The following is a 15,894-nucleotide window of genomic DNA, read 5'->3' as shown; positions in this document are numbered from 1 at the left end:
ACCGTGTCAACGGCCCGGTGCTGCCTTACGATCGGCGCATGGCCAAGCATTCCGCGGACTCACCGCTGTCCCTCTGGTCCCAGCACTCCGTTCTGTCGATCGGCTCGGTGGGCTCGACGCTCTCGATCGGCTCCGTCGGATCCGTGCTGTCCGTCGGCTCGGTCGGCAGCGTCCTGTCGTTCGGCTCGATCGGCTCCGCGCTCTCGTTCGCCTCGGCCGGCTCATGGCTGAGCACCGGCTCGCTGCTGTCCGCCCATTCGCGGTGGTCCGTGCTGTCCTGGCGGTCCCACCGGGGCTTCCTGGCCGCCGGCGCCGTGGCGGTCGTCGCCTGCGCGGCCCTGGCGGGCGATCACCGGCGCCGGGCGTAGTCAATCGGGCGTGGCCGGTCGGGCGTGGTCAGCGGCCGCGGCCCAGCGCCGACCGCATGGTCACCCCGTGCCGGACGCGCAGACGCCGTATCTCCCACACGGACATCGCCGTCACCGACAGCGGCCCGCCGAGCAGGAACGAGTACAGCACCTCGGGCGGGGCCGCCACATCGGGGTCGTCGAGGAGACCGAGGACGAACAGCGACCAGACCAGCAGGGGTGACAGAAGCGCCGGAAGCAGCTCGTGCACGTCGCCCGTGCGGAAGCACGAGTTCAGGGCCTTGATCGCCGCCACCAGGGTGAAGAGCACCGCGAGGACCAGGACGATGGCGCAGGCGATGCCGGCCGCGATGAACAGCAGCACGATCAGCAGGCCGGTGATGATCCGCCCCAGCATCTCGCCCAGGAACCCGAAGAGGATGTCGTGCGGACCGACGTCGGCGGTGGAGATGATGTCGCCGCTCAGCGCGGCGGACATCAGCCAGCACACTCCCGCCCCGAGGGGTATCGCGCCCAGCGCGCGCAGCGGGCCGCCGAGACGGCTCGCGTACACGCGCCCCAGCGGGGGGCGTGCCGTGAGGATGAAGGCGGTGACGCCGACGGCCACGGCGGCCAGCAGGATGGCGCAGCCCAGCGCCAGGTCCTCGAGCTTGCCGAAGACGAACTGCTCCCGCCCCTTCTTCAGGGGGTAGACCATGAGCAGCCCCACGGTGGCCATCAGGCCGAGCGCCGTACGGGCGCTCTGGAGCCGGGTGACGACGGGGTCCTGGATGCGGTCGGTCCGGGCCGGATCGGTCAGGGCCGAGGCGACGGCGATCGGACTCGGCACGGAACGGATCGACGCGATCATTCTTTGCCGACCTGTGCTCACGTGCTTTTCCTTCGGGGTGGCGTCACTTCCCGTGCGCCTGTCGCGCGGGAACGCCCGACACCCTAGCCGATCATGCCCACATCAAACGGAGGGCCGCCTTCGCAACGACCCCGGAGGCGGTCGCCCGTTCACCCGGATCCCCGGCGTCCCGGTGACTACCATGGCCGCATGATCAGCTCTCCGGTCACCTCCCCCTTCGGCCGCTTCGAGGAGACCTGGCGGGCCGTGCACCGCCCCGAACTCCTCGCCGACCCCGTGGCCTCGGCCCTGGAGCGGTACAGCGGCACCGAGCCCGTCGAGTCCGTCCTGGTCGTCGACACCGACCCCGAGGTGGCCGACACCGCCGCCTTCTGCGCGGCCTACGACGTTTCCCTCGAGGTCTCCGCGAACTGCGTGGTCATCGCCGCCAGGCGCGGCCAGGACGTCTCCTACGCCGCGTGCGTCGCCCTGGCGACGACCCGCGTCGACGTCAACAAGGCGGTGCGCAAGCATCTGGGCGCCCGCAAGGCGTCGTTCGCCCCGATGGAGACCGCCGTGGCGCTGACCGGCATGGAGTACGGCGGGATCTGCCCCGTCGGACTGCCCGACGGGTGGCCCCTCCTGATCGACGAGGCGGTCGCCTCCTCGCCGTACGTCCTGATCGGCAGCGGCAGGCGCCGGGGCAAGCTGATCCTCCCCGGCCCGTTCCTGGCCCAGCTGCCGAACGCCGAGGTCGTCGCCGGGTTGGCCGGCTGAGAGACCGGCGCCGGCCGGCTGAGGGATCGGGGCCGCCCGGCGCCGCCGCGCGTCGTCTTCCCGCCAATGTCCGGGGATCCCATCCCATGCCTGTCGTTCCGTGACGGCCGCTTATAACCTGCGCCCTGGCCGGGCCCCGACGCGGGCGCCGGGCCGAGATCCGCACGGCATGTACGACTCATGATCCATGCACTTCCGTCGTTCGAGGAACAAGGAAGGGACACATGATGTCGCGCTATCGCCTCCCGGGAGTGCTGGCGGCCGCCGCAGCCCTGCTGTTCACCTCCGGCGTCGCCGAGGCCTCCGCCACGAGCACCGACAGCAAGCCCGGCCCGAGCGGCACCACCTCCTACGGGTGGATCCGCAACGCCAACAGCGCCCACTGCCTCGCCGTCCCCGGTGGCAGCACCGAGAACGGCATCGGGCTCATCCAGTGGGGCTGCGGCGGCTGGCGGGACCATTTCTGGCAGTTCGAGTACGCCTTCAACAGCGGTGGCCGCAACTACTACCGCATAAGAAACCTCAACAGCCAGCAGTGCCTGGCCGTGCCGGGCGCCAGCACCACACCGGGCACGCAGGTCATCCAGTGGCCCTGCAGCACCTGGCCGGACCACTACTGGGGCATCGACTACACCGGCAACGGCACGCGCCTGGTGAACTGGAACAGCGGCCAGTGCCTCGCCATCCCCGGCGCCAGCCGCGCACAGGGCGAGAAGGCCATCCAGTGGCCCTGCGGCACATGGGCGGACCACTACTGGAACTTCTGAGCCGCCCGTACCGACGATCCACGACGTGCCCGGCGGGTTCCGACCCGCCGGGCACGCTCGCGACGACGACAGAGACACGATACGACTCACTGCAAAGTGGACATTACGGATATAGACTCATTCAGTCCGCTAGACGCCACAACGTAGGGAGTCGGCATCATGTCCAAGCGAGGCAACAAGCGACGCGCCCGCAAGAAGAAGAGCGCCAACCACGGCAAGCGGCCGAACACCTGAGCATCAGTCGGTGTCGAGGCCGTCGATCAGGCGGTTGAGGAACCGGGTGAAGGTGGCCTCGGGAGTCACCGGGCGTCCGGGCGCGGAGAGGGCCTCGGCGAGCTCCGGGTGGCGCCCGTCGGCGGCGACGGCGGCGAGGTAGCGGGCCTCGGCCGCGAGACGGTCGGGTGACCGCGCGGCCGCGGCCTGCGCGATCTCGTAGCCGACATGCCCGGACACGAACGCGGTGAGCTGGGAGAAGACCTCCAGCCTCGCCGCGCCGTCCAGCCCGGTGGGCCGCAGGGCGGCGAGGGCGTGCTCGAGGAAGGCCAGGACGTTGGGGCCGAGCGTCCGGCGGGCGGACACGGCGGCGGGCAGCCAGGGGTGGCGGAGCATGAGGGCGCGCTGGAGGTGGCCGACGGCCTTGAGGTCGGTGCGCCAGTCGCCGGTGAGGGGGGCGTCGGCCGGCAGTTCGCCGCTGACGTGGTCGATCATCAGGTCCAGCAGCGTCTCCTTGTCGCGGGCGTAGCTGTAGAGCGACATGACGCCGGCTCCGACCTCCGAGGCGACCCGCCGCATGGTGACCGCCTCGAGCCCCTCGGCGTCCGCCAGGGTCACGGCCGCCACGGTGATCGCCTCGCGGCTGAAGGCGGGTCTGCGTCCTCTGCGGGGCTGGGCTCGGGCGAGCCAGAGCTCTTGGGGGTCGACGCCGGGGGCGCCGGGCCCGCCGGCACGGGTCACGGTCTTCGGGCTCCTTTCCTCGCCGCCGCGGCTTTCGCACGGCGGCCCTTGCATCCGTCATCCAAGCATCCATTATTCTCGTACACAGTACGAGAATAATGGAGGGGAACGATGCCGTCACCCACGCACGACGCTCTGCGCACGCCCGCCTGGACGCCGCCCGCCGGAAACACGAAGCCGCCGCTGTCCTCGCGCATGATGCGGGCGGCCTGGCGCGGCCTCCCGGCCAGGCGGTACGACGTCGGATGGGAACCGGGGCTGGTGGTTCCGGCCCCCGACGGCAGCCCGCTGATCACGGACCACTACTTCCCCCGCGCGGCGGGCGACTTCCCCACCCTCCTCGTGCGCTCGCCCTACGGCCGGGGTGTGCCGTGGTCCCCCATGTACGGCCTGCTCTTCGCCGAACAGGGCTTCCACGTGATCCTGCAGAGCTGCCGCGGCACCGGCGGCTCGGGCGGCCGCTTCGGCCTGTGGCGCAACGAGGCCGCCGACGGCCGGGCCACGGTGTCCTGGCTGCGTGAACAGCCCTGGTTCGACGGGACACTGGGCACGATCGGCGCCAGCTACCTGGGCTACGTGCAGTGGGCGCTCGCCATGGACCCGCCGCCGGAGCTGAAGGCGATGGTGGTGCAGGTGGGCCTGCACGATCCCCACGCCTTCTTCCACGCGAACGGCGCGCTCAACCTGGAGAACGCCCTCGTCTCCGGCGTCGGCATGGCGTACCAGCACCAGGGCCTGGCACCGATGGTGAAGGCGACGCTGCGCCTGCAACGCCGCCTGCGCGAGATCACCACCGCGCGGCCGCTGCGCGGAGCCCAGGCCTCCGTCGTCGGCGACGTGCCCTGGCTGGACGACGCGATGACCCACGCGGACGCCGACGACCCGCACTGGCTCGGCACGTCCATGGGGCAGGCGGCCGAGCGGCTGGACGTGCCCACCGGTCTGATCACCGGATGGCACGACGCGCTGCTCGACCAGACCCTCGAGCAGTACGGCCGGCTGCGCCGGGCCGGATGCGACACCGCCCTGCTCGTCGGCCCCTGGACCCACACCTCCGCGTTCCAGCGGGGGTGGCCCGAAGTGTTCGCCGAGAGCCTCGCCTGGCTGCGCGCGCACCTGTGCGACGACCCCTCCGGCCTGCGCCCCACCCGTGTGCGCGTGCACACCGGCGGCGACGAATCGTGGCGGGACCTCGACGACTGGCCGTCGTCCCCGGCCGTCACATCGTGGTTCCCCGCGCCGGACGGGCAGCTCCTGCAGCAGGCCCCCACCGACGCCGAGCCGCTGGCGTCATTCCGCTACGACCCGGCCGACCCCACCCCGTCCGTCGGCGGCCCCCTGCTCTCCCGGGGAGCCGGCCCCCGCGACAACGGCGCCCTGGAGGCCCGCGAGGACGTCCTGACGTTCACCGGCCCGCCGTTGACCGAGCCGGTGGACGTCCTCGGCCCGGTCTCCGCGCGGCTGAGCGTCTCCACGGACACCGGATACGCCGACGTCTTCGCCCGCCTGTGCGACGTGGACGCCCAAGGCCGCTCCACCAACGTCTGCGACGGGCTGGTCCGGCTGCGCACCACCGGCCAGGCGCCCACGCGGGTGACCGTGCCGATGAGCTCCACCGCCCACCGCTTCGCCGCCGGTCACCGCATCCGCTGGCAGATCAGCGGAGGCGCCCACCCCCGCTACGCCCGCAACCCCGGCACCGGCGCATCGCCGGTCGACGCCACCGAGTTCCTGCCGGTGCGCATCACGGTCCACGCGGACTCGGAGCTGACGCTCCCCCGGGGTGCGGCGGGCACGGTCAAGGACCGGGGTCAGCCCAGGTCGTAGTCGAAGGTGTAGGGGACGGACGGTTCGCCGTGCCGGGCGGTGTAGCCGCCGGTGCCGCTCAGCCCGGTCAGCTCGCCCGTTCCCGACCCCGGAACGACCTCGAAGGCGCAGCGCACGGCGCCGTCGTCGTCGAACGAGCCGCGCTCCTCGACGGCGAAGGTGCCGTCGCGGCCGTCCACCCGGCCGGTCAGCACCTGCATGCCCGTGAACGTGCCGGTCTTCTCCGTGACGTAGACGATGGAGTACTCGCAGGTGGTGTCGGCGGCCTCGATGCCGCCGGAGAAGGTGTTGACGACGGAGGCGTGGGCGAGCTTCGGGCTCGCCTCCCCCGCCCCGACCGTGCGCTCCTCCCAGGCGGCGAAGGTGAAGTGGCCGGTGGTCGTCTGTACGGGCATGGCTGTCCTCTCGGTCGACCGCACGGGCTTTCGCGTGCGGTGTGGTGACAGCCTCGCCGCCGTACCTGACACCTCCTGTCAGGTACGGGGAACAATGGCGCCATGCGCGCCGACCGGCTTCTGTCCCTGCTCCTGCTGCTCCAGAACCGGGGGCGGATGACCGCTCCCGAGCTCGCCGAGGAGTTGGAGGTGTCGGTCCGTACGGTCTACCGGGACATCGAGGCGCTCGGCGCGTCGGGGATCCCGGTCCTCGCCGACCGCGGCCCCGCCGGCGGCTACCGCCTGATGGAGGGGTACCGCACGCGGCTGACCGGGCTGACCGACGCCGAGGCCGGCGCGCTGTTCCTCGCCGGAGCACCCGGGCCGGCGCGCGATCTGGGTCTCGAGGCGGTGCTGGCCACCGCCCAGCTGAAGCTGCGGGCCGCGCTTCCGGCCGAACTGGCGGAGCGCTCGCGGCGCGTACAGGACCGGTTCCACCTGGACGCGCCCGCGTGGTTCCGGGACGCCGACCCGGTCACGTATCTGGCACCGGTCGCGCGGGCGGTGTGGGAGCAGCGGGTGCTGCGCGCCCATTACCGGCGCTGGAACGGCGAGGTGCACCGGGAGCTGCGCCCGCTCGCCCTCGTCCTCAAGGGCGGCATCTGGTACCTGGTGGCGCTCGGGGACAGGGAGGTACGCACCTACCGGGTATCGCGGTTCGTGACCGTGGACGTCGCGGAGGAGACGTTCGAGCGGCCGGCCGGCTTCGATGTGGCCGCCTACTGGGAGGAGTCCTCCCGGCGCCTGGAGAGCGCCCTTCGTCAGGGAACGGCACGACTACGGATCTCGCCCGTGGCCCAGCGGCTGCTGCCCGCACAGTTCGGCACGGCGGGCACCCGGGCCCTCGAGAGCGCCGGGCCGCCGGACGAGGAGGGATGGGTGCGTGTGGACATGCAGGTCGAGGCCCGGGCCGTCGCGGTCGGCGACCTCCTCAGGCTCGGCGCGGAAGCGGAGGTACTGGGCCCCGCCGACCTGCGGCAGGCCATGGCCGAAGCCGTGGCCGCACTGGCCCGCCGCTACGCCGCGGCGCCCTGAACCCGGCGCCGGCCGTCCGCCCCACCGCTCAGGCCGTGCGTCTTTCGGTGCGTCAGCCGGCGGGCGCGTCGAGTGCGAGGCCGTTCTTGGCCTCTTCCAGCGCCTCGTCGGAGGGCATGCCGCCCTGGTTCGCCGTGGCGAGGGCCTGGTTGAGCTCGACGAACGGGCGCATGCGCGCCTCGTAGCGGGCGAAGGCGGCCGGGTGGTCGCCGTCCGCCCCGCCGAGCTCGGCGGCCAGGACGTACGCGCCGACCAGGGCCAGGCTCGTGCCCTGACCGGAGAGCGGCGAGGCGCAGTAGCCCGCGTCGCCGGCCAACGCCACCCTGCCGGTGGACCACCGGTCCATGTGGATCTGGGCCATCGAGTCGAAGTAGAAGTCGGGCGCCTGCCGCATGGCGTCCAACAGCCGCGGGGTCTCCCAGCCCATGTGGGCCAGGCCGGCGGTCATGAGCGCCTTCTGCTGCTCGGTGTCGCGGTGGTCGTAGGCGATCGGCTCGGACCGGAAGCCCAGCGTGGCCCTCAGCTCGCTGTTGTCGCGCACCGGGTAGAGGCAGTAGGTCGCGGAGTCGTCGTTGAGCCAGAGCTGCCAGTTGTCGAGGTCGAGGAAGTTGCGGGTGCTGAAGACGGTCACGTAGGCGCCGAGGTGCCGGATGAACCGCTCCTCGGGGCCGAAGGCCAGCTGCCGGACCTTCGAGTGCAGGCCGTCCGCGCCCAGCACGAGGTCGAACGTGCGGTCCTGGCCCCGCTCGAAGCCGGCCCGAACTCCCTCGGCCCCCTCGTCGAGGGTGGTGAGGGAGTCGTCGAAGAGGAACTCCACGCCCGCGTCGCGTGCCTGGCGGTACAGCAGCATGGCGAGGTCCTCGCGCAGGAGCTCGATGTCCGCGCTCTCCAGGCGGCCGCTGCTGTACGTCATCTCGGTGGAACGCCACAGCTCCTCGCCCTGGCCGTCGAGCATCGCCATGCCGCGCATCCGGGTACGGACCTCGCGCGCCTCGTCCAGGATGCCGGTCCGGTCGAGGACGTCGAGGGCGACGCCTCGTACGTCGATGGCCTGGCCACCGGGGCGCACGGCGGGGGAGCGCTCGACGACGGTGGCGGCGAAGCCGTTGCGGCGCAGCCAGTAGGCGAGGGTGAGGCCCGCGACGCTGGCGCCGGACACGAGGACGTTCTGCATGAGGCTCTCCTTCTGAGACGCTGTACGCCACTGAATGTACAGCGTACATACAGCCTTGCAAAGCGCCGTTTTTGCTGGCTGTAGCAGTACAGTTGCCGACCTCGAGCACGTTTTCGCTGCTAGTCTCTGTACTAGGACAGCAAGAAGGGACCGGCCGTGACCGAGAAAAACGCTCCGCCGTATCTGCGCATCGCCGCCGAGCTGCGACGGCGCATCGCCGAGGGCGAGCTCGCCCCGGGCGACCGCGTCCCGTCCACCCGGCAGATCGCCAAGGAGTGGAACGTCGCACTCGCCACGGCCACCAAGGTGCTCACCACCCTGCGCCAGGAGGGCCTCGTACGGGCCCAGCCGCGGGTCGGCACGGTGGTCGCGGACGCCCCGGAGCGCCTGCCTCACCCGCCCCGGCCGCCCCGCGCGGCGGCGGCGCCGGCCGCGTCCGACGGCGAACTGACGCGGGAGCGCGTCGTCCGCGCGGCCGTCGACATCGCCGACGCGGAAGGGCTCGCCGCGCTCTCCATGCGGGGGGTCGCCGCACGGCTGGGCGTCGCCGCCATGTCGCCCTACCGGTATGTGAACAGCAAGGACGACCTGGTCTTCCTCATGGCCGACGCCGTCCTGGCCGAGGCGCACTACCCCGCCGACGCGCCGTCGCACTGGCGCCCCCGCCTGGAGGCCGGCGCCCGCTCGCTCTGGGCGGTGCACCGTGCCCATCCCTGGCTCGCACAGGTCACCCCCCTGACCCGCCCGCTGGCCCTGCCGCACCTGATCGCCTACTCCGAGTGGATGCTCGGCGCGCTCGACGGCCACGGCCTGACCCCGGCGACCATGTTCAACCTGAACGTACTGATCTACAGCTACGTCCAGGGCACCGCCGTCCACCTCGAACGGGAGGCCCAGGCGGCCGGCGCCACCGGGATGTCCGAGGACCAGTGGATGGAATCCCAGGCCGCCGCCTTCGACGCCCTCGTGGCCTCCGGCGCGTACCCGACGTTCGCCAAGGTGACCGGATCGTTCGACGACGGCGGCTACGAGCTGCGCCTCGACGAGGTGTTCGAGCTCGGCCTCACCTCGATGCTCGACGGACTGACCGCGCTGATCGACGGGTGAGCCCGTTCCTCGCTGAACAAAAAAGCCCGGGCCGGCCCCCGTCGTTCGCAGGGCCGGCCCGGGTACAGCGGTGTTGGTTACGGGGCCATCTCGTACGCCCCGGACAGTGCCTCGACGCGCTCCCAGACGCGTGCCGAGCGGGCGTCGTCGACGACCGGGCGGCGGACCGCGCCGAGCGCCCAGCTCTGCTGGGCCTCGGTGGCGGAGTCCTTGCCGTGCAGCTCGACGGCGTGCGCGGAGAAGTCGCGGACGAGGACGGCGAACAGCTCGTCGAGCACGTCCTCCTCGAGGCCGGTCAGGCGCGCCTGCTCCAGGATCAGCTGGCCGTGCACGACGAGCGCGAACAGCTGGCCGATGGCGAGGAGGAGGTCGAGGTCGCGGCTCTGCTCCTCGTCGGGGGCGGCGGTGGTGACGAACTCGCACAGCGCGTCGGCCTGCTCGCGGAAGCGGCCGACGTTGGGCACGTGGGCGTACGCGTCGTAGGCGCCGCGCCAGTCGTGGAAGCGGATGGAGCCGAGGCCCCGGGCCGGGCCCTGCCGGAAGAGGAACTCGTCGTCGGCCGCGTCGAGGCGGGTCGGCACGGGCGCGTACTCGGCGGGGTTCAGCAGGTGGTTGCCCATGAACTTGAGGATCAGCGCGAGGTTGACGTGGACCGTGCCCTCCAGCTTCGGCAGGCCGCGGATCTCGGTGGCGGCCTGGGCGAAGTAGGTGTCCTTCTCGAAGCCCTTGGCCGCGATGACGTCCCACATGAGGTCGATGACCTTCTCGCCCTCGGTGGTCACCTTCATCTTCGTCATGGGGTTGAAGAGGAGGTAGCGGCGGTCGTCGGGGCCGGCGGAGCGGAAGTAGTCGACGGCGCGGTCGCTGAAGAGCTTCATGCCGACGAGGCGGACGTAGGCGTCGGTCAGCTCGCGGCGCACGTGCGGGAACGCGGTGACGGGGCGGCCGTAGAGGATGCGGTTGTGCGCGTGGGTGACGGCCTCGTACATCGCGTGCTCGCAGATGCCGATCGCGCCGGTGCAGAGGTTGAACTTGCCGACGTTGACGGTGTTCAGGGCGGCGTCGAAGGCGGCGCGACCGGTGTGCAGGATGTCGCCGGCCGCGACGGGGTAGTCCTCGAGGCGGAACTCGCTGACGTACTTCGAGGAGTCGACGACGTTCTTCACCAGGTGGTACGCCGGGTGGCGGCTGTCGGCGGCGAAGAAGACGTAGCCGTCGGGGCCCTCGACGTCGGTGCGGCGACCGAAGACGGAGACGAGGCCGGCGGCGTTGCCGTTGCCGATGTAGTACTTGGAGCCGCTGGCGCGGAAGCCGCCGTCGCCGTCGGGCTCCAGCAGCATGTCGGTGGAGTAGATGTCGGCGCCGTGGGTCTTCTCCGACAGGCCGAAGGCGAACACCTCGCCCTGGGAGAGGAGTTCCGCGGCGCGGGCGCGGGCGGCGGCGTTGTCGCTCTGCCAGACCGGGCCGAGGCCGAGGATGGTGACCTGCCACGCGTACCAGTAGTCGAGCCCGTAGAAGCCGAAGATCTCGTTGAGGGCGGCGATCCGGGCGGTGTCCCAGCGCTTGTCCTCGGCTCCGTCGGCGGCCGCCGCGGGGGTCAGGAACGTCGCGAACAGACCCTCCTTCGCCGAGAACGCGAGGAAGTCCGCCAGCCAGGCACGAGAGCGGTAGTCCTCTATCAGCTTGCGCTTGCCGCGCTCCTCGAACCAGTCGACGGTGGCGCGCAGCAGCCTGCGGGTCTCGGGGTCGAAGTGCGCGGGGTCGTAGGTGCGAGGGTTGAACAGCAGCGGGTCGGCCATGGAAGTTCGCCTTTCCGGCTTGACGGTCGAAGGTGGCGGTTGCCTGGGGTTTCAGCGCTCGGCGCGGAGCCGGTGGAGGGTGGCGAGGACGTCGTCGAGCCAGGCGAGCGTCATCCGCTCGTACGCGATGCCGCCGCGCAGCACGACGTGCTGGAGCTCCCGCCCGACATCGTCGGGCGTCACCGGAGCCTCGGGCCCGGTGAAATCACGCCGTTCCCCCACCAGGTAGTGCGCGAGCCGGTCGGTGTGCACCTGGTGGTGCCGCTCGACCTCGCGGATCAGCGCGGCCGGGTCGTCGAAGGCCGCGCCGCGGATCTTCACGGCGAGATCGTGCCGCACGCTCTCGGGTTCGATCGGCTCGTGCAGCCACCGGGAGAGGGCGGCCTGGCCGAGGGCGGGCACGGAGTACTCCTTCTTGTCCGGCCTGCCCTGCTGCGGGATCTCCCGGACGGTGACCCAGCCGTCGCCCTCCATCCGCTTGAGGACGCGGTAGATCTGCTGGTGGGTCGCGGTCCAGAAGTAGCCGATGGACCGCTCGAAACGCCGGGCCAGCTCATAGCCGGAACCCGGCTTCTCCAGCAGAGAGACGAGGATCGCGTGCTCGAGCGCCATGACCCCGGATCTTTCTATGCAACTTGTTGCATAGACAAGAGGTACGGCCCGGGTGAGACGCGGCTCACCCGGGCCGGCCAGGACACGGCCACGCCCTACGCCGCGGACTCCAGCGCTCCGGCCTCCAGGGCATCGGCCCTCAGGCGGAGCTCGGCGGCGATCTCGTCCCAGTCGGGGCCGTGCAGGTGGAGGCTGTCCGCCGCCTCGCGCATCAGCGCCGGCTCGTCGGGGCGCTGGAGCAGGAGCAGCCGGTAGGCGAGATTGCGGATCCACACGGGGAGACGCCCCTCGACCACGTGCGGGCCCAGTCCACGCAGCATGGCGAGGATCGCGTCGGCGTCGGCGAACGTCAGCTCTTCGACGAAGTTCCGCTCGTGGTGGGCGCGGCCACAGCCCGGCACCGGCTGGTACGCGTCGTCGTAGAGGCACCGGGCGTGCTCGGTCAACGTGATGTGCATGATCCAAAGCCTAAGGTTTCTTGATTCACAAGAGGGAATCGCCGGGTGCCACATCGCCCGAGGGGCGCGGCTCCCTTGCGGGTGCCGCGCCCCTCGGGCGATGCGCTGCGCTACGTGCTGCTATCAGTATGCGGAGTTGACGTTGTCCATCGAGCCGTACTTGTCGGCCGCGTAGTTGCAGGACGCGGTGATGTTGGCGACCGGGTCATAAATGTCCCAGGACGTGCCCTCGACGTGATACGCCTTGAACGTCGGGTCGATGATCTGCAGCAGACCCTTCGACGGCACACCGTTCACCGCGTTCACATCCCAGTCATTGATCGCCTGGGGGTTACCCGTCGACTCACGCATGATGTTGCGCTTAATACCGTCGTAGGAGGCCGGGATGCCCTTGGCACGCAGGATGTCCAGGGACTCGTTGATCCAGCCGTCCAGGTTGTCCGCGTAGGCCTTCTTCGCCGGAGCGGGCTTGGCAGCGGGCTTGGCCGGGGCCGGCTTCGCGGCGGGCTTGAGGGCCTTGCGCTCGGTGGAGCGGCTGGCGCGCTCGCGGTCGGCCTTGGCCTTCACCTCGGCGTTTGCCTTCGCCTTCACCGCGGCCTTCGCGTCCACGCCCGCCTTCACGGCGGCATCGTCCGCGGCCTTCGCCAGGTCCGCGTCCTGCGTCACACCGAACTCCTGAGCACTCAGCGACACCGGCTTCACACCGACCGAGTGAGCATCCGCAGCCTGAGCCTGCGGCACCAGGGCGAACGTCAGAGCGGCGGCACCAGCAGCGGTCACCAGACCCGCAGCGGAGAACTTATGAGCCTTGGACAGAGCGGAATAACCGGAGACGGTGGAGCGCATAACGAGCTGAACCCTTCCAATCGCTTAGTCGCAATGGCCGTCAATGGCGCAAAAAGAGCGCCGTTTCTCGGTCGACGGCGCCGTGCGACTCAGCAATTGTTAGCGGCACAAAAACCCCCTGGCAAAGGTGTGACCTACGGCAGAACGCCGTATTCACCGAACGAAATACGCGCCGAAGTGGCCTATTCAGGCCTCGGCCTCCACTACCCGGATTCGTATGTGATCCAGGCCCCATGAGGGGCCTCACAGCCGGACCCCCTCCGACTCACGGAGTGTGAGCACTCGTACCCGCGCGCGGCCGGGGCCGTCGTCCCGGTGGACGCGGCCCCGGCGGTGGGGAGACTGCGGTCAGGCGCCGCGACGGGCGGCGCGGCGGCGCAGGGCCAGGAAGAGGGTGGCGCAGCCGGCCGACAGGACCGCGACGCCCCCGACGGCCAGCGCCGCCGTGCGGCTGTCGCCGCCGGTCTCGGCGAGGCGGCCGCCCTGGGCGGCCGGGGCGTTGGCCGCCTTCGCCGCGGAGTGGGGCTCGTGGCCGTTCTTGACGTGCACACTCTCACCGTGTCCGGCCTCGCCGGGGTCGTCGCCGCCGTGTCCGTTGTGGTCGACCGTCGACTTGGCGGCGTCTTCCGCGATCTGCGCGTCACTGGGAGCGGACGCGACCGGCGCCAGCGCCTTGGCCGCCGGCGCCTTGCCGGAGAAGTCCACGTCGGAGCAGGTGTAGAAGGCCTCGGGGCTGTCCGAGCGCTGCCAGATGCTGTAGATCAAGTGCCGGCCGGACCGCTTGGGGACCGTGCCCTCGAAGACGTAGCTTCCGGCGTTCAGTGTGGGGTTGGTGACCTTGGCGAACGGCTTGGCCTCCAGGTCCGACCACTTCAGCGGCTTCTTGGGGTCGTAGCCGTCCTTGGTGATGTACAGCTCGAACGTGCCGCGGTGGGGGGCGGTGGCCCGGTACCGGAAGGTGTGCCTGCCCGGGGCGAGCTTCGATCCCGGCCAGTCGGCGCGCGGCGCGTCCAGGCCCTTGTACTTGTCGCGTCCGGCGCTGCACAGCTTGCCGTCGGGGATGATCCGGCGGTGGCGGCCGGCGGCGTCGCCGATGTTGACCTCGTTCCAGTCGTAGAGCGGCTGGGTGCCGCCGGCCGCGACCATCGCCTTGCAGGCCGCCGAGCGCGGATGTTCGGGCCCCTCGGCGAAACACGCGGACACCCGGCTGACCGGGTCCGTCATGGAGCCGTGCGCCTCCGCCGGGCCGGTGGTCAGCGCGGTGAGCGTGAGCGGGGCGAGGCCGAGCAGGGATATCCGCAGGGCCGTGTGACGCGTGCGCATGGGGGTCTCCTTGTGGGTGAGGGGGTGCCCCGCACGCCGGCCGTTCGGTGGGGGTGCCGGCATGCGGGGCGGTGTGGGGGAGGTGGGGGACGTGAGGGGGACGGTCCTCAGCCCTGCGGGGCCGCGAACGCCTTGGTGAAGGCGAGCGGGTCCTGCCGGATCGAGCTGCAGGTCGCGGACGCGGAGTTCTGCGGGCCGCCGGGGCACGGCTTGTCGCGGGCCGCCGACCACATCGACAGCCACCCCATCCGCTTGGCCCGGGCGAAGCGCGCCAGCTGCGTCGCGTCGTCGACCGTGAAGACCTCGGCGGCCACGTCGTTGACGCCGATCATCGGGGTGACCGCGACGGCCTTCCACGCCGCCGCGTCGCTCAGCCCCAGTACGCCCTTGACCTGCGCCTGCGTGGCGGTGGCCGCGTCGATGGCGTACTGACCCATGTCGCCGTTGAAGGACGAGCCGTAGTCCATGGCCATGACGTTGACCGTGGAGACGGCGACGCCGTTCTTCCGGGCGTTCTCGATCAGGTTGACGCCGTCCTGGGTGAGTCCGCTGGGCATCACCGGCAGGGTGAAGGAGACGTCGAGGCCGGGGTGGCTCTTCTGGAGCCGGGCTATGGCCTGGGCGCGGCGGGTGTTGGCGACCGTGTTGGGCAGCGCGGCGCCCTCGATGTCGAAGTCGACCTTGGTGAGCTTGTACGTGTCCACGACCTTGCCGTAGGCGGCGGCGAGCGCGTCGGTGGAGGAGCAGGCCAGGCCCAGTTCGGATCCGGCGGCCCCGCCGAAGGAGACCCGTACGTCGCCGCCCGCCTGGCGCAGCTTCCCGATCTGCTGGGCGACGGCGTCGCCGCCGAGGTCGGTGACGCCGCCCCACTTGGGGGTGCAGCCGCCGCCGGAGGTGATGAAGGCCAGGTTGAAGTGCTTCACGCCGGTCTTCTCGGCGGTGCCCAGCAGGTCGTAGGCGGGGTAGAGGGAGGTGTCGACGTACGGGGCGAAGGCGGCGTTCGCGCCGCCGGGGGCCGGCGTGGTCGGGGTGGGCTGCGGCTTCGTCGGGGTGGACGTGGGCTCGGTGGGGCGCGGCTCGGGGTCCTTGTCCACGGAGCACTTGGCGCCGTTGACGCGGCAGTTGGCCGGAGCGGTGGACCCGCTGCCGCCGGTGGCGACGAATCCGACGGTGACGGTCGCGCCGGGGGCGATGGTCGCGTTCCAGCTCTCCGGCTCGACGGTGACGCTGCGGCCGCTGACGGTGTGCTTGCCGTTCCACAGGGAGGTGATCTTCGCCCCGGCCGGGAGGTCGAACGTCAGCTTCCAGTGCGACAGTTGCTTGCTCGTCGCGTTGGTGAGGACGTACTGCCCGGTGAAGCCGCCCGACCAGGAGCCGGTCGTGGAGAAGGCCGCGCCGACCGAGGCGGCCTGGGCGGTGCCGGTGAGGGTGAACGCGGCGCCGGTCGCGATCGCCGCGGCGGCGACGATGCCGGCCGCCTTCGCCTTGCGGCTCGGTCGTCGGCGGTGTGCGGAGGAACCCATCGCGTGCCTGCCTGTTCTGACTGGGGGGTAGGTACGGGCGGCACGCTAGCGGGCGCGAACG

General features: G+C 71.3%; 17 protein-coding genes. 7 read left to right on the top strand and 10 right to left on the bottom strand.

All coding sequences use genetic code 11. The features are described 5' to 3' along the window. The first annotated feature begins 38 nt into the window (after nucleotides 1-38). On the top strand, nucleotides 39-368 hold the full coding sequence (locus tag J1792_RS16200) for a hypothetical protein (RefSeq protein WP_086566942.1): 330 nt from the start codon (nucleotides 39-41) through the stop codon (nucleotides 366-368). Nucleotides 369-396: 28 nt separating this feature from the next. Here J1792_RS16200 and J1792_RS16195 read toward each other — a convergent pair whose 3' ends face one another. Continuing rightward, nucleotides 397-1,239: a hypothetical protein gene (locus tag J1792_RS16195; protein ID WP_207247554.1), complete on the bottom strand. Its 843-nt coding sequence runs from the start codon at nucleotides 1,237-1,239 to the stop codon at nucleotides 397-399. Nucleotides 1,240-1,407: 168 nt separating this feature from the next. Between J1792_RS16195 and J1792_RS16190 the strand changes: the two genes are divergently transcribed. The 3 genes from J1792_RS16190 to J1792_RS35800 all read left to right on the top strand — a co-directional run bounded on the left by J1792_RS16190 (nucleotide 1,408) and on the right by J1792_RS35800 (nucleotide 2,975). Next, complete coding sequence (locus J1792_RS16190; RefSeq protein ID WP_086566946.1) at nucleotides 1,408-1,974, top strand: YbaK/EbsC family protein; 567 nt, start codon at nucleotides 1,408-1,410, stop codon at nucleotides 1,972-1,974. 224 nt (nucleotides 1,975-2,198) lie between these two features. After that, nucleotides 2,199-2,741: an RICIN domain-containing protein gene (locus J1792_RS16185; protein ID WP_207247553.1), complete on the top strand. Its 543-nt coding sequence runs from the start codon at nucleotides 2,199-2,201 to the stop codon at nucleotides 2,739-2,741. A 159-nt stretch (nucleotides 2,742-2,900) separates the two neighbouring features. Then, on the top strand, nucleotides 2,901-2,975 hold the full coding sequence (locus tag J1792_RS35800; protein ID WP_371657075.1) for a 50S ribosomal protein bL37: 75 nt from the start codon (nucleotides 2,901-2,903) through the stop codon (nucleotides 2,973-2,975). 3 nt (nucleotides 2,976-2,978) lie between these two features. Here J1792_RS35800 and J1792_RS16180 read toward each other — a convergent pair whose 3' ends face one another. Further along, on the bottom strand, nucleotides 2,979-3,695 hold the full coding sequence (locus J1792_RS16180; protein WP_242705137.1) for a TetR/AcrR family transcriptional regulator: 717 nt from the start codon (nucleotides 3,693-3,695) through the stop codon (nucleotides 2,979-2,981). Nucleotides 3,696-3,806: 111 nt separating this feature from the next. Between J1792_RS16180 and J1792_RS16175 the strand changes: the two genes are divergently transcribed. Further along, nucleotides 3,807-5,522 carry a CocE/NonD family hydrolase gene (locus J1792_RS16175; protein WP_086566951.1) on the top strand — a complete coding sequence of 572 codons (1,716 nt, stop codon included), beginning with the start codon at nucleotides 3,807-3,809 and terminating at the stop codon, nucleotides 5,520-5,522. On the opposite strand, the gene J1792_RS16170 is transcribed toward J1792_RS16175, so the two are convergent. Then, nucleotides 5,507-5,917 (bottom strand): DUF3224 domain-containing protein, encoded by a 411-nt coding sequence (locus J1792_RS16170; protein WP_086566952.1) that lies wholly within the window; start codon nucleotides 5,915-5,917, stop codon nucleotides 5,507-5,509. The two genes, J1792_RS16175 and J1792_RS16170, sit on opposite strands and share 16 nt — an antisense overlap. A gap of 102 nt (nucleotides 5,918-6,019) precedes the next feature. Here J1792_RS16170 and J1792_RS16165 point away from each other — a divergent pair, with 102 nt between their 5' ends. Then, nucleotides 6,020-6,991 (top strand): helix-turn-helix transcriptional regulator, encoded by a 972-nt coding sequence (locus J1792_RS16165; protein WP_207247552.1) that lies wholly within the window; start codon nucleotides 6,020-6,022, stop codon nucleotides 6,989-6,991. Nucleotides 6,992-7,043: 52 nt separating this feature from the next. On the opposite strand, the gene J1792_RS16160 is transcribed toward J1792_RS16165, so the two are convergent. Continuing rightward, a complete protein-coding gene (locus tag J1792_RS16160; RefSeq protein ID WP_086566955.1) occupies nucleotides 7,044-8,165 on the bottom strand; it encodes an FAD-dependent monooxygenase in 1,122 nt (373 codons plus the stop codon). Between the two features lie 156 nt (nucleotides 8,166-8,321). On the opposite strand from J1792_RS16160, the gene J1792_RS16155 reads away from it, so the two are divergent. Next, nucleotides 8,322-9,272 carry a TetR/AcrR family transcriptional regulator C-terminal domain-containing protein gene (locus tag J1792_RS16155; RefSeq protein ID WP_086566957.1) on the top strand — a complete coding sequence of 317 codons (951 nt, stop codon included), beginning with the start codon at nucleotides 8,322-8,324 and terminating at the stop codon, nucleotides 9,270-9,272. A gap of 77 nt (nucleotides 9,273-9,349) precedes the next feature. On the opposite strand, the gene J1792_RS16150 is transcribed toward J1792_RS16155, so the two are convergent. From J1792_RS16150 to J1792_RS16125, 6 genes are all read right to left on the bottom strand, one after another. Continuing rightward, nucleotides 9,350-11,071 (bottom strand): acyl-CoA dehydrogenase family protein, encoded by a 1,722-nt coding sequence (locus tag J1792_RS16150; protein WP_086566958.1) that lies wholly within the window; start codon nucleotides 11,069-11,071, stop codon nucleotides 9,350-9,352. Nucleotides 11,072-11,122: 51 nt separating this feature from the next. Next, a complete protein-coding gene (locus J1792_RS16145; RefSeq protein WP_086566960.1) occupies nucleotides 11,123-11,683 on the bottom strand; it encodes a PadR family transcriptional regulator in 561 nt (186 codons plus the stop codon). A 95-nt stretch (nucleotides 11,684-11,778) separates the two neighbouring features. Continuing rightward, nucleotides 11,779-12,141, bottom strand: coding sequence for a hypothetical protein (locus J1792_RS16140; protein WP_086566961.1), 363 nt, complete (start codon nucleotides 12,139-12,141; stop codon nucleotides 11,779-11,781). A 123-nt stretch (nucleotides 12,142-12,264) separates the two neighbouring features. After that, nucleotides 12,265-12,987 (bottom strand): transglycosylase SLT domain-containing protein, encoded by a 723-nt coding sequence (locus tag J1792_RS16135; protein WP_207247551.1) that lies wholly within the window; start codon nucleotides 12,985-12,987, stop codon nucleotides 12,265-12,267. 348 nt (nucleotides 12,988-13,335) lie between these two features. Then, the gene (locus J1792_RS16130) at nucleotides 13,336-14,310 is read right to left on the bottom strand and encodes a lytic polysaccharide monooxygenase auxiliary activity family 9 protein (protein WP_207247550.1); all 975 of its coding nucleotides are present in this window, start codon (nucleotides 14,308-14,310) and stop codon (nucleotides 13,336-13,338) included. 107 nt (nucleotides 14,311-14,417) lie between these two features. Next, on the bottom strand, nucleotides 14,418-15,833 hold the full coding sequence (locus J1792_RS16125; protein ID WP_086575326.1) for a glycoside hydrolase family 18 protein: 1,416 nt from the start codon (nucleotides 15,831-15,833) through the stop codon (nucleotides 14,418-14,420). Between the last annotated feature and the right edge of the window lie 61 nt (nucleotides 15,834-15,894).

Origin of the sequence: Streptomyces triculaminicus (assembly GCF_017349075.1) — a bacterium.
Taxonomy (GTDB): Bacteria; Actinomycetota; Actinomycetes; order Streptomycetales; family Streptomycetaceae; genus Streptomyces; species Streptomyces triculaminicus.
The sequence above is the reverse complement of the archived record's forward strand: the minus strand, read 5'-3'. Positions and strand labels throughout refer to the sequence as shown.

Excerpts from the sequence above, each read along its gene's own strand:
- J1792_RS16200 (WP_086566942.1), top strand. The coding sequence starts at position 39 with ATGGCCAAGCATTCCGCGGACTCACCGCTGTCCCTCTGGTCCCAGCAC.
- J1792_RS16190 (WP_086566946.1), top strand. The coding sequence starts at position 1,408 with ATGATCAGCTCTCCGGTCACCTCCCCCTTCGGCCGCTTCGAGGAGACC.
- J1792_RS16185 (WP_207247553.1), top strand. The coding sequence starts at position 2,199 with ATGATGTCGCGCTATCGCCTCCCGGGAGTGCTGGCGGCCGCCGCAGCC.
- J1792_RS16175 (WP_086566951.1), top strand. The coding sequence starts at position 3,807 with ATGCCGTCACCCACGCACGACGCTCTGCGCACGCCCGCCTGGACGCCG.
- J1792_RS16170 (WP_086566952.1), bottom strand. The coding sequence starts at position 5,917 with ATGCCCGTACAGACGACCACCGGCCACTTCACCTTCGCCGCCTGGGAG.
- J1792_RS16165 (WP_207247552.1), top strand. The coding sequence starts at position 6,020 with ATGCGCGCCGACCGGCTTCTGTCCCTGCTCCTGCTGCTCCAGAACCGG.
- J1792_RS16160 (WP_086566955.1), bottom strand. The coding sequence starts at position 8,165 with ATGCAGAACGTCCTCGTGTCCGGCGCCAGCGTCGCGGGCCTCACCCTC.
- J1792_RS16150 (WP_086566958.1), bottom strand. The coding sequence starts at position 11,071 with ATGGCCGACCCGCTGCTGTTCAACCCTCGCACCTACGACCCCGCGCAC.
- J1792_RS16145 (WP_086566960.1), bottom strand. The coding sequence starts at position 11,683 with ATGGCGCTCGAGCACGCGATCCTCGTCTCTCTGCTGGAGAAGCCGGGT.
- J1792_RS16140 (WP_086566961.1), bottom strand. The coding sequence starts at position 12,141 with ATGCACATCACGTTGACCGAGCACGCCCGGTGCCTCTACGACGACGCG.
- J1792_RS16135 (WP_207247551.1), bottom strand. The coding sequence starts at position 12,987 with ATGCGCTCCACCGTCTCCGGTTATTCCGCTCTGTCCAAGGCTCATAAG.
- J1792_RS16130 (WP_207247550.1), bottom strand. The coding sequence starts at position 14,310 with ATGCGCACGCGTCACACGGCCCTGCGGATATCCCTGCTCGGCCTCGCC.
- J1792_RS16125 (WP_086575326.1), bottom strand. The coding sequence starts at position 15,833 with ATGGGTTCCTCCGCACACCGCCGACGACCGAGCCGCAAGGCGAAGGCG.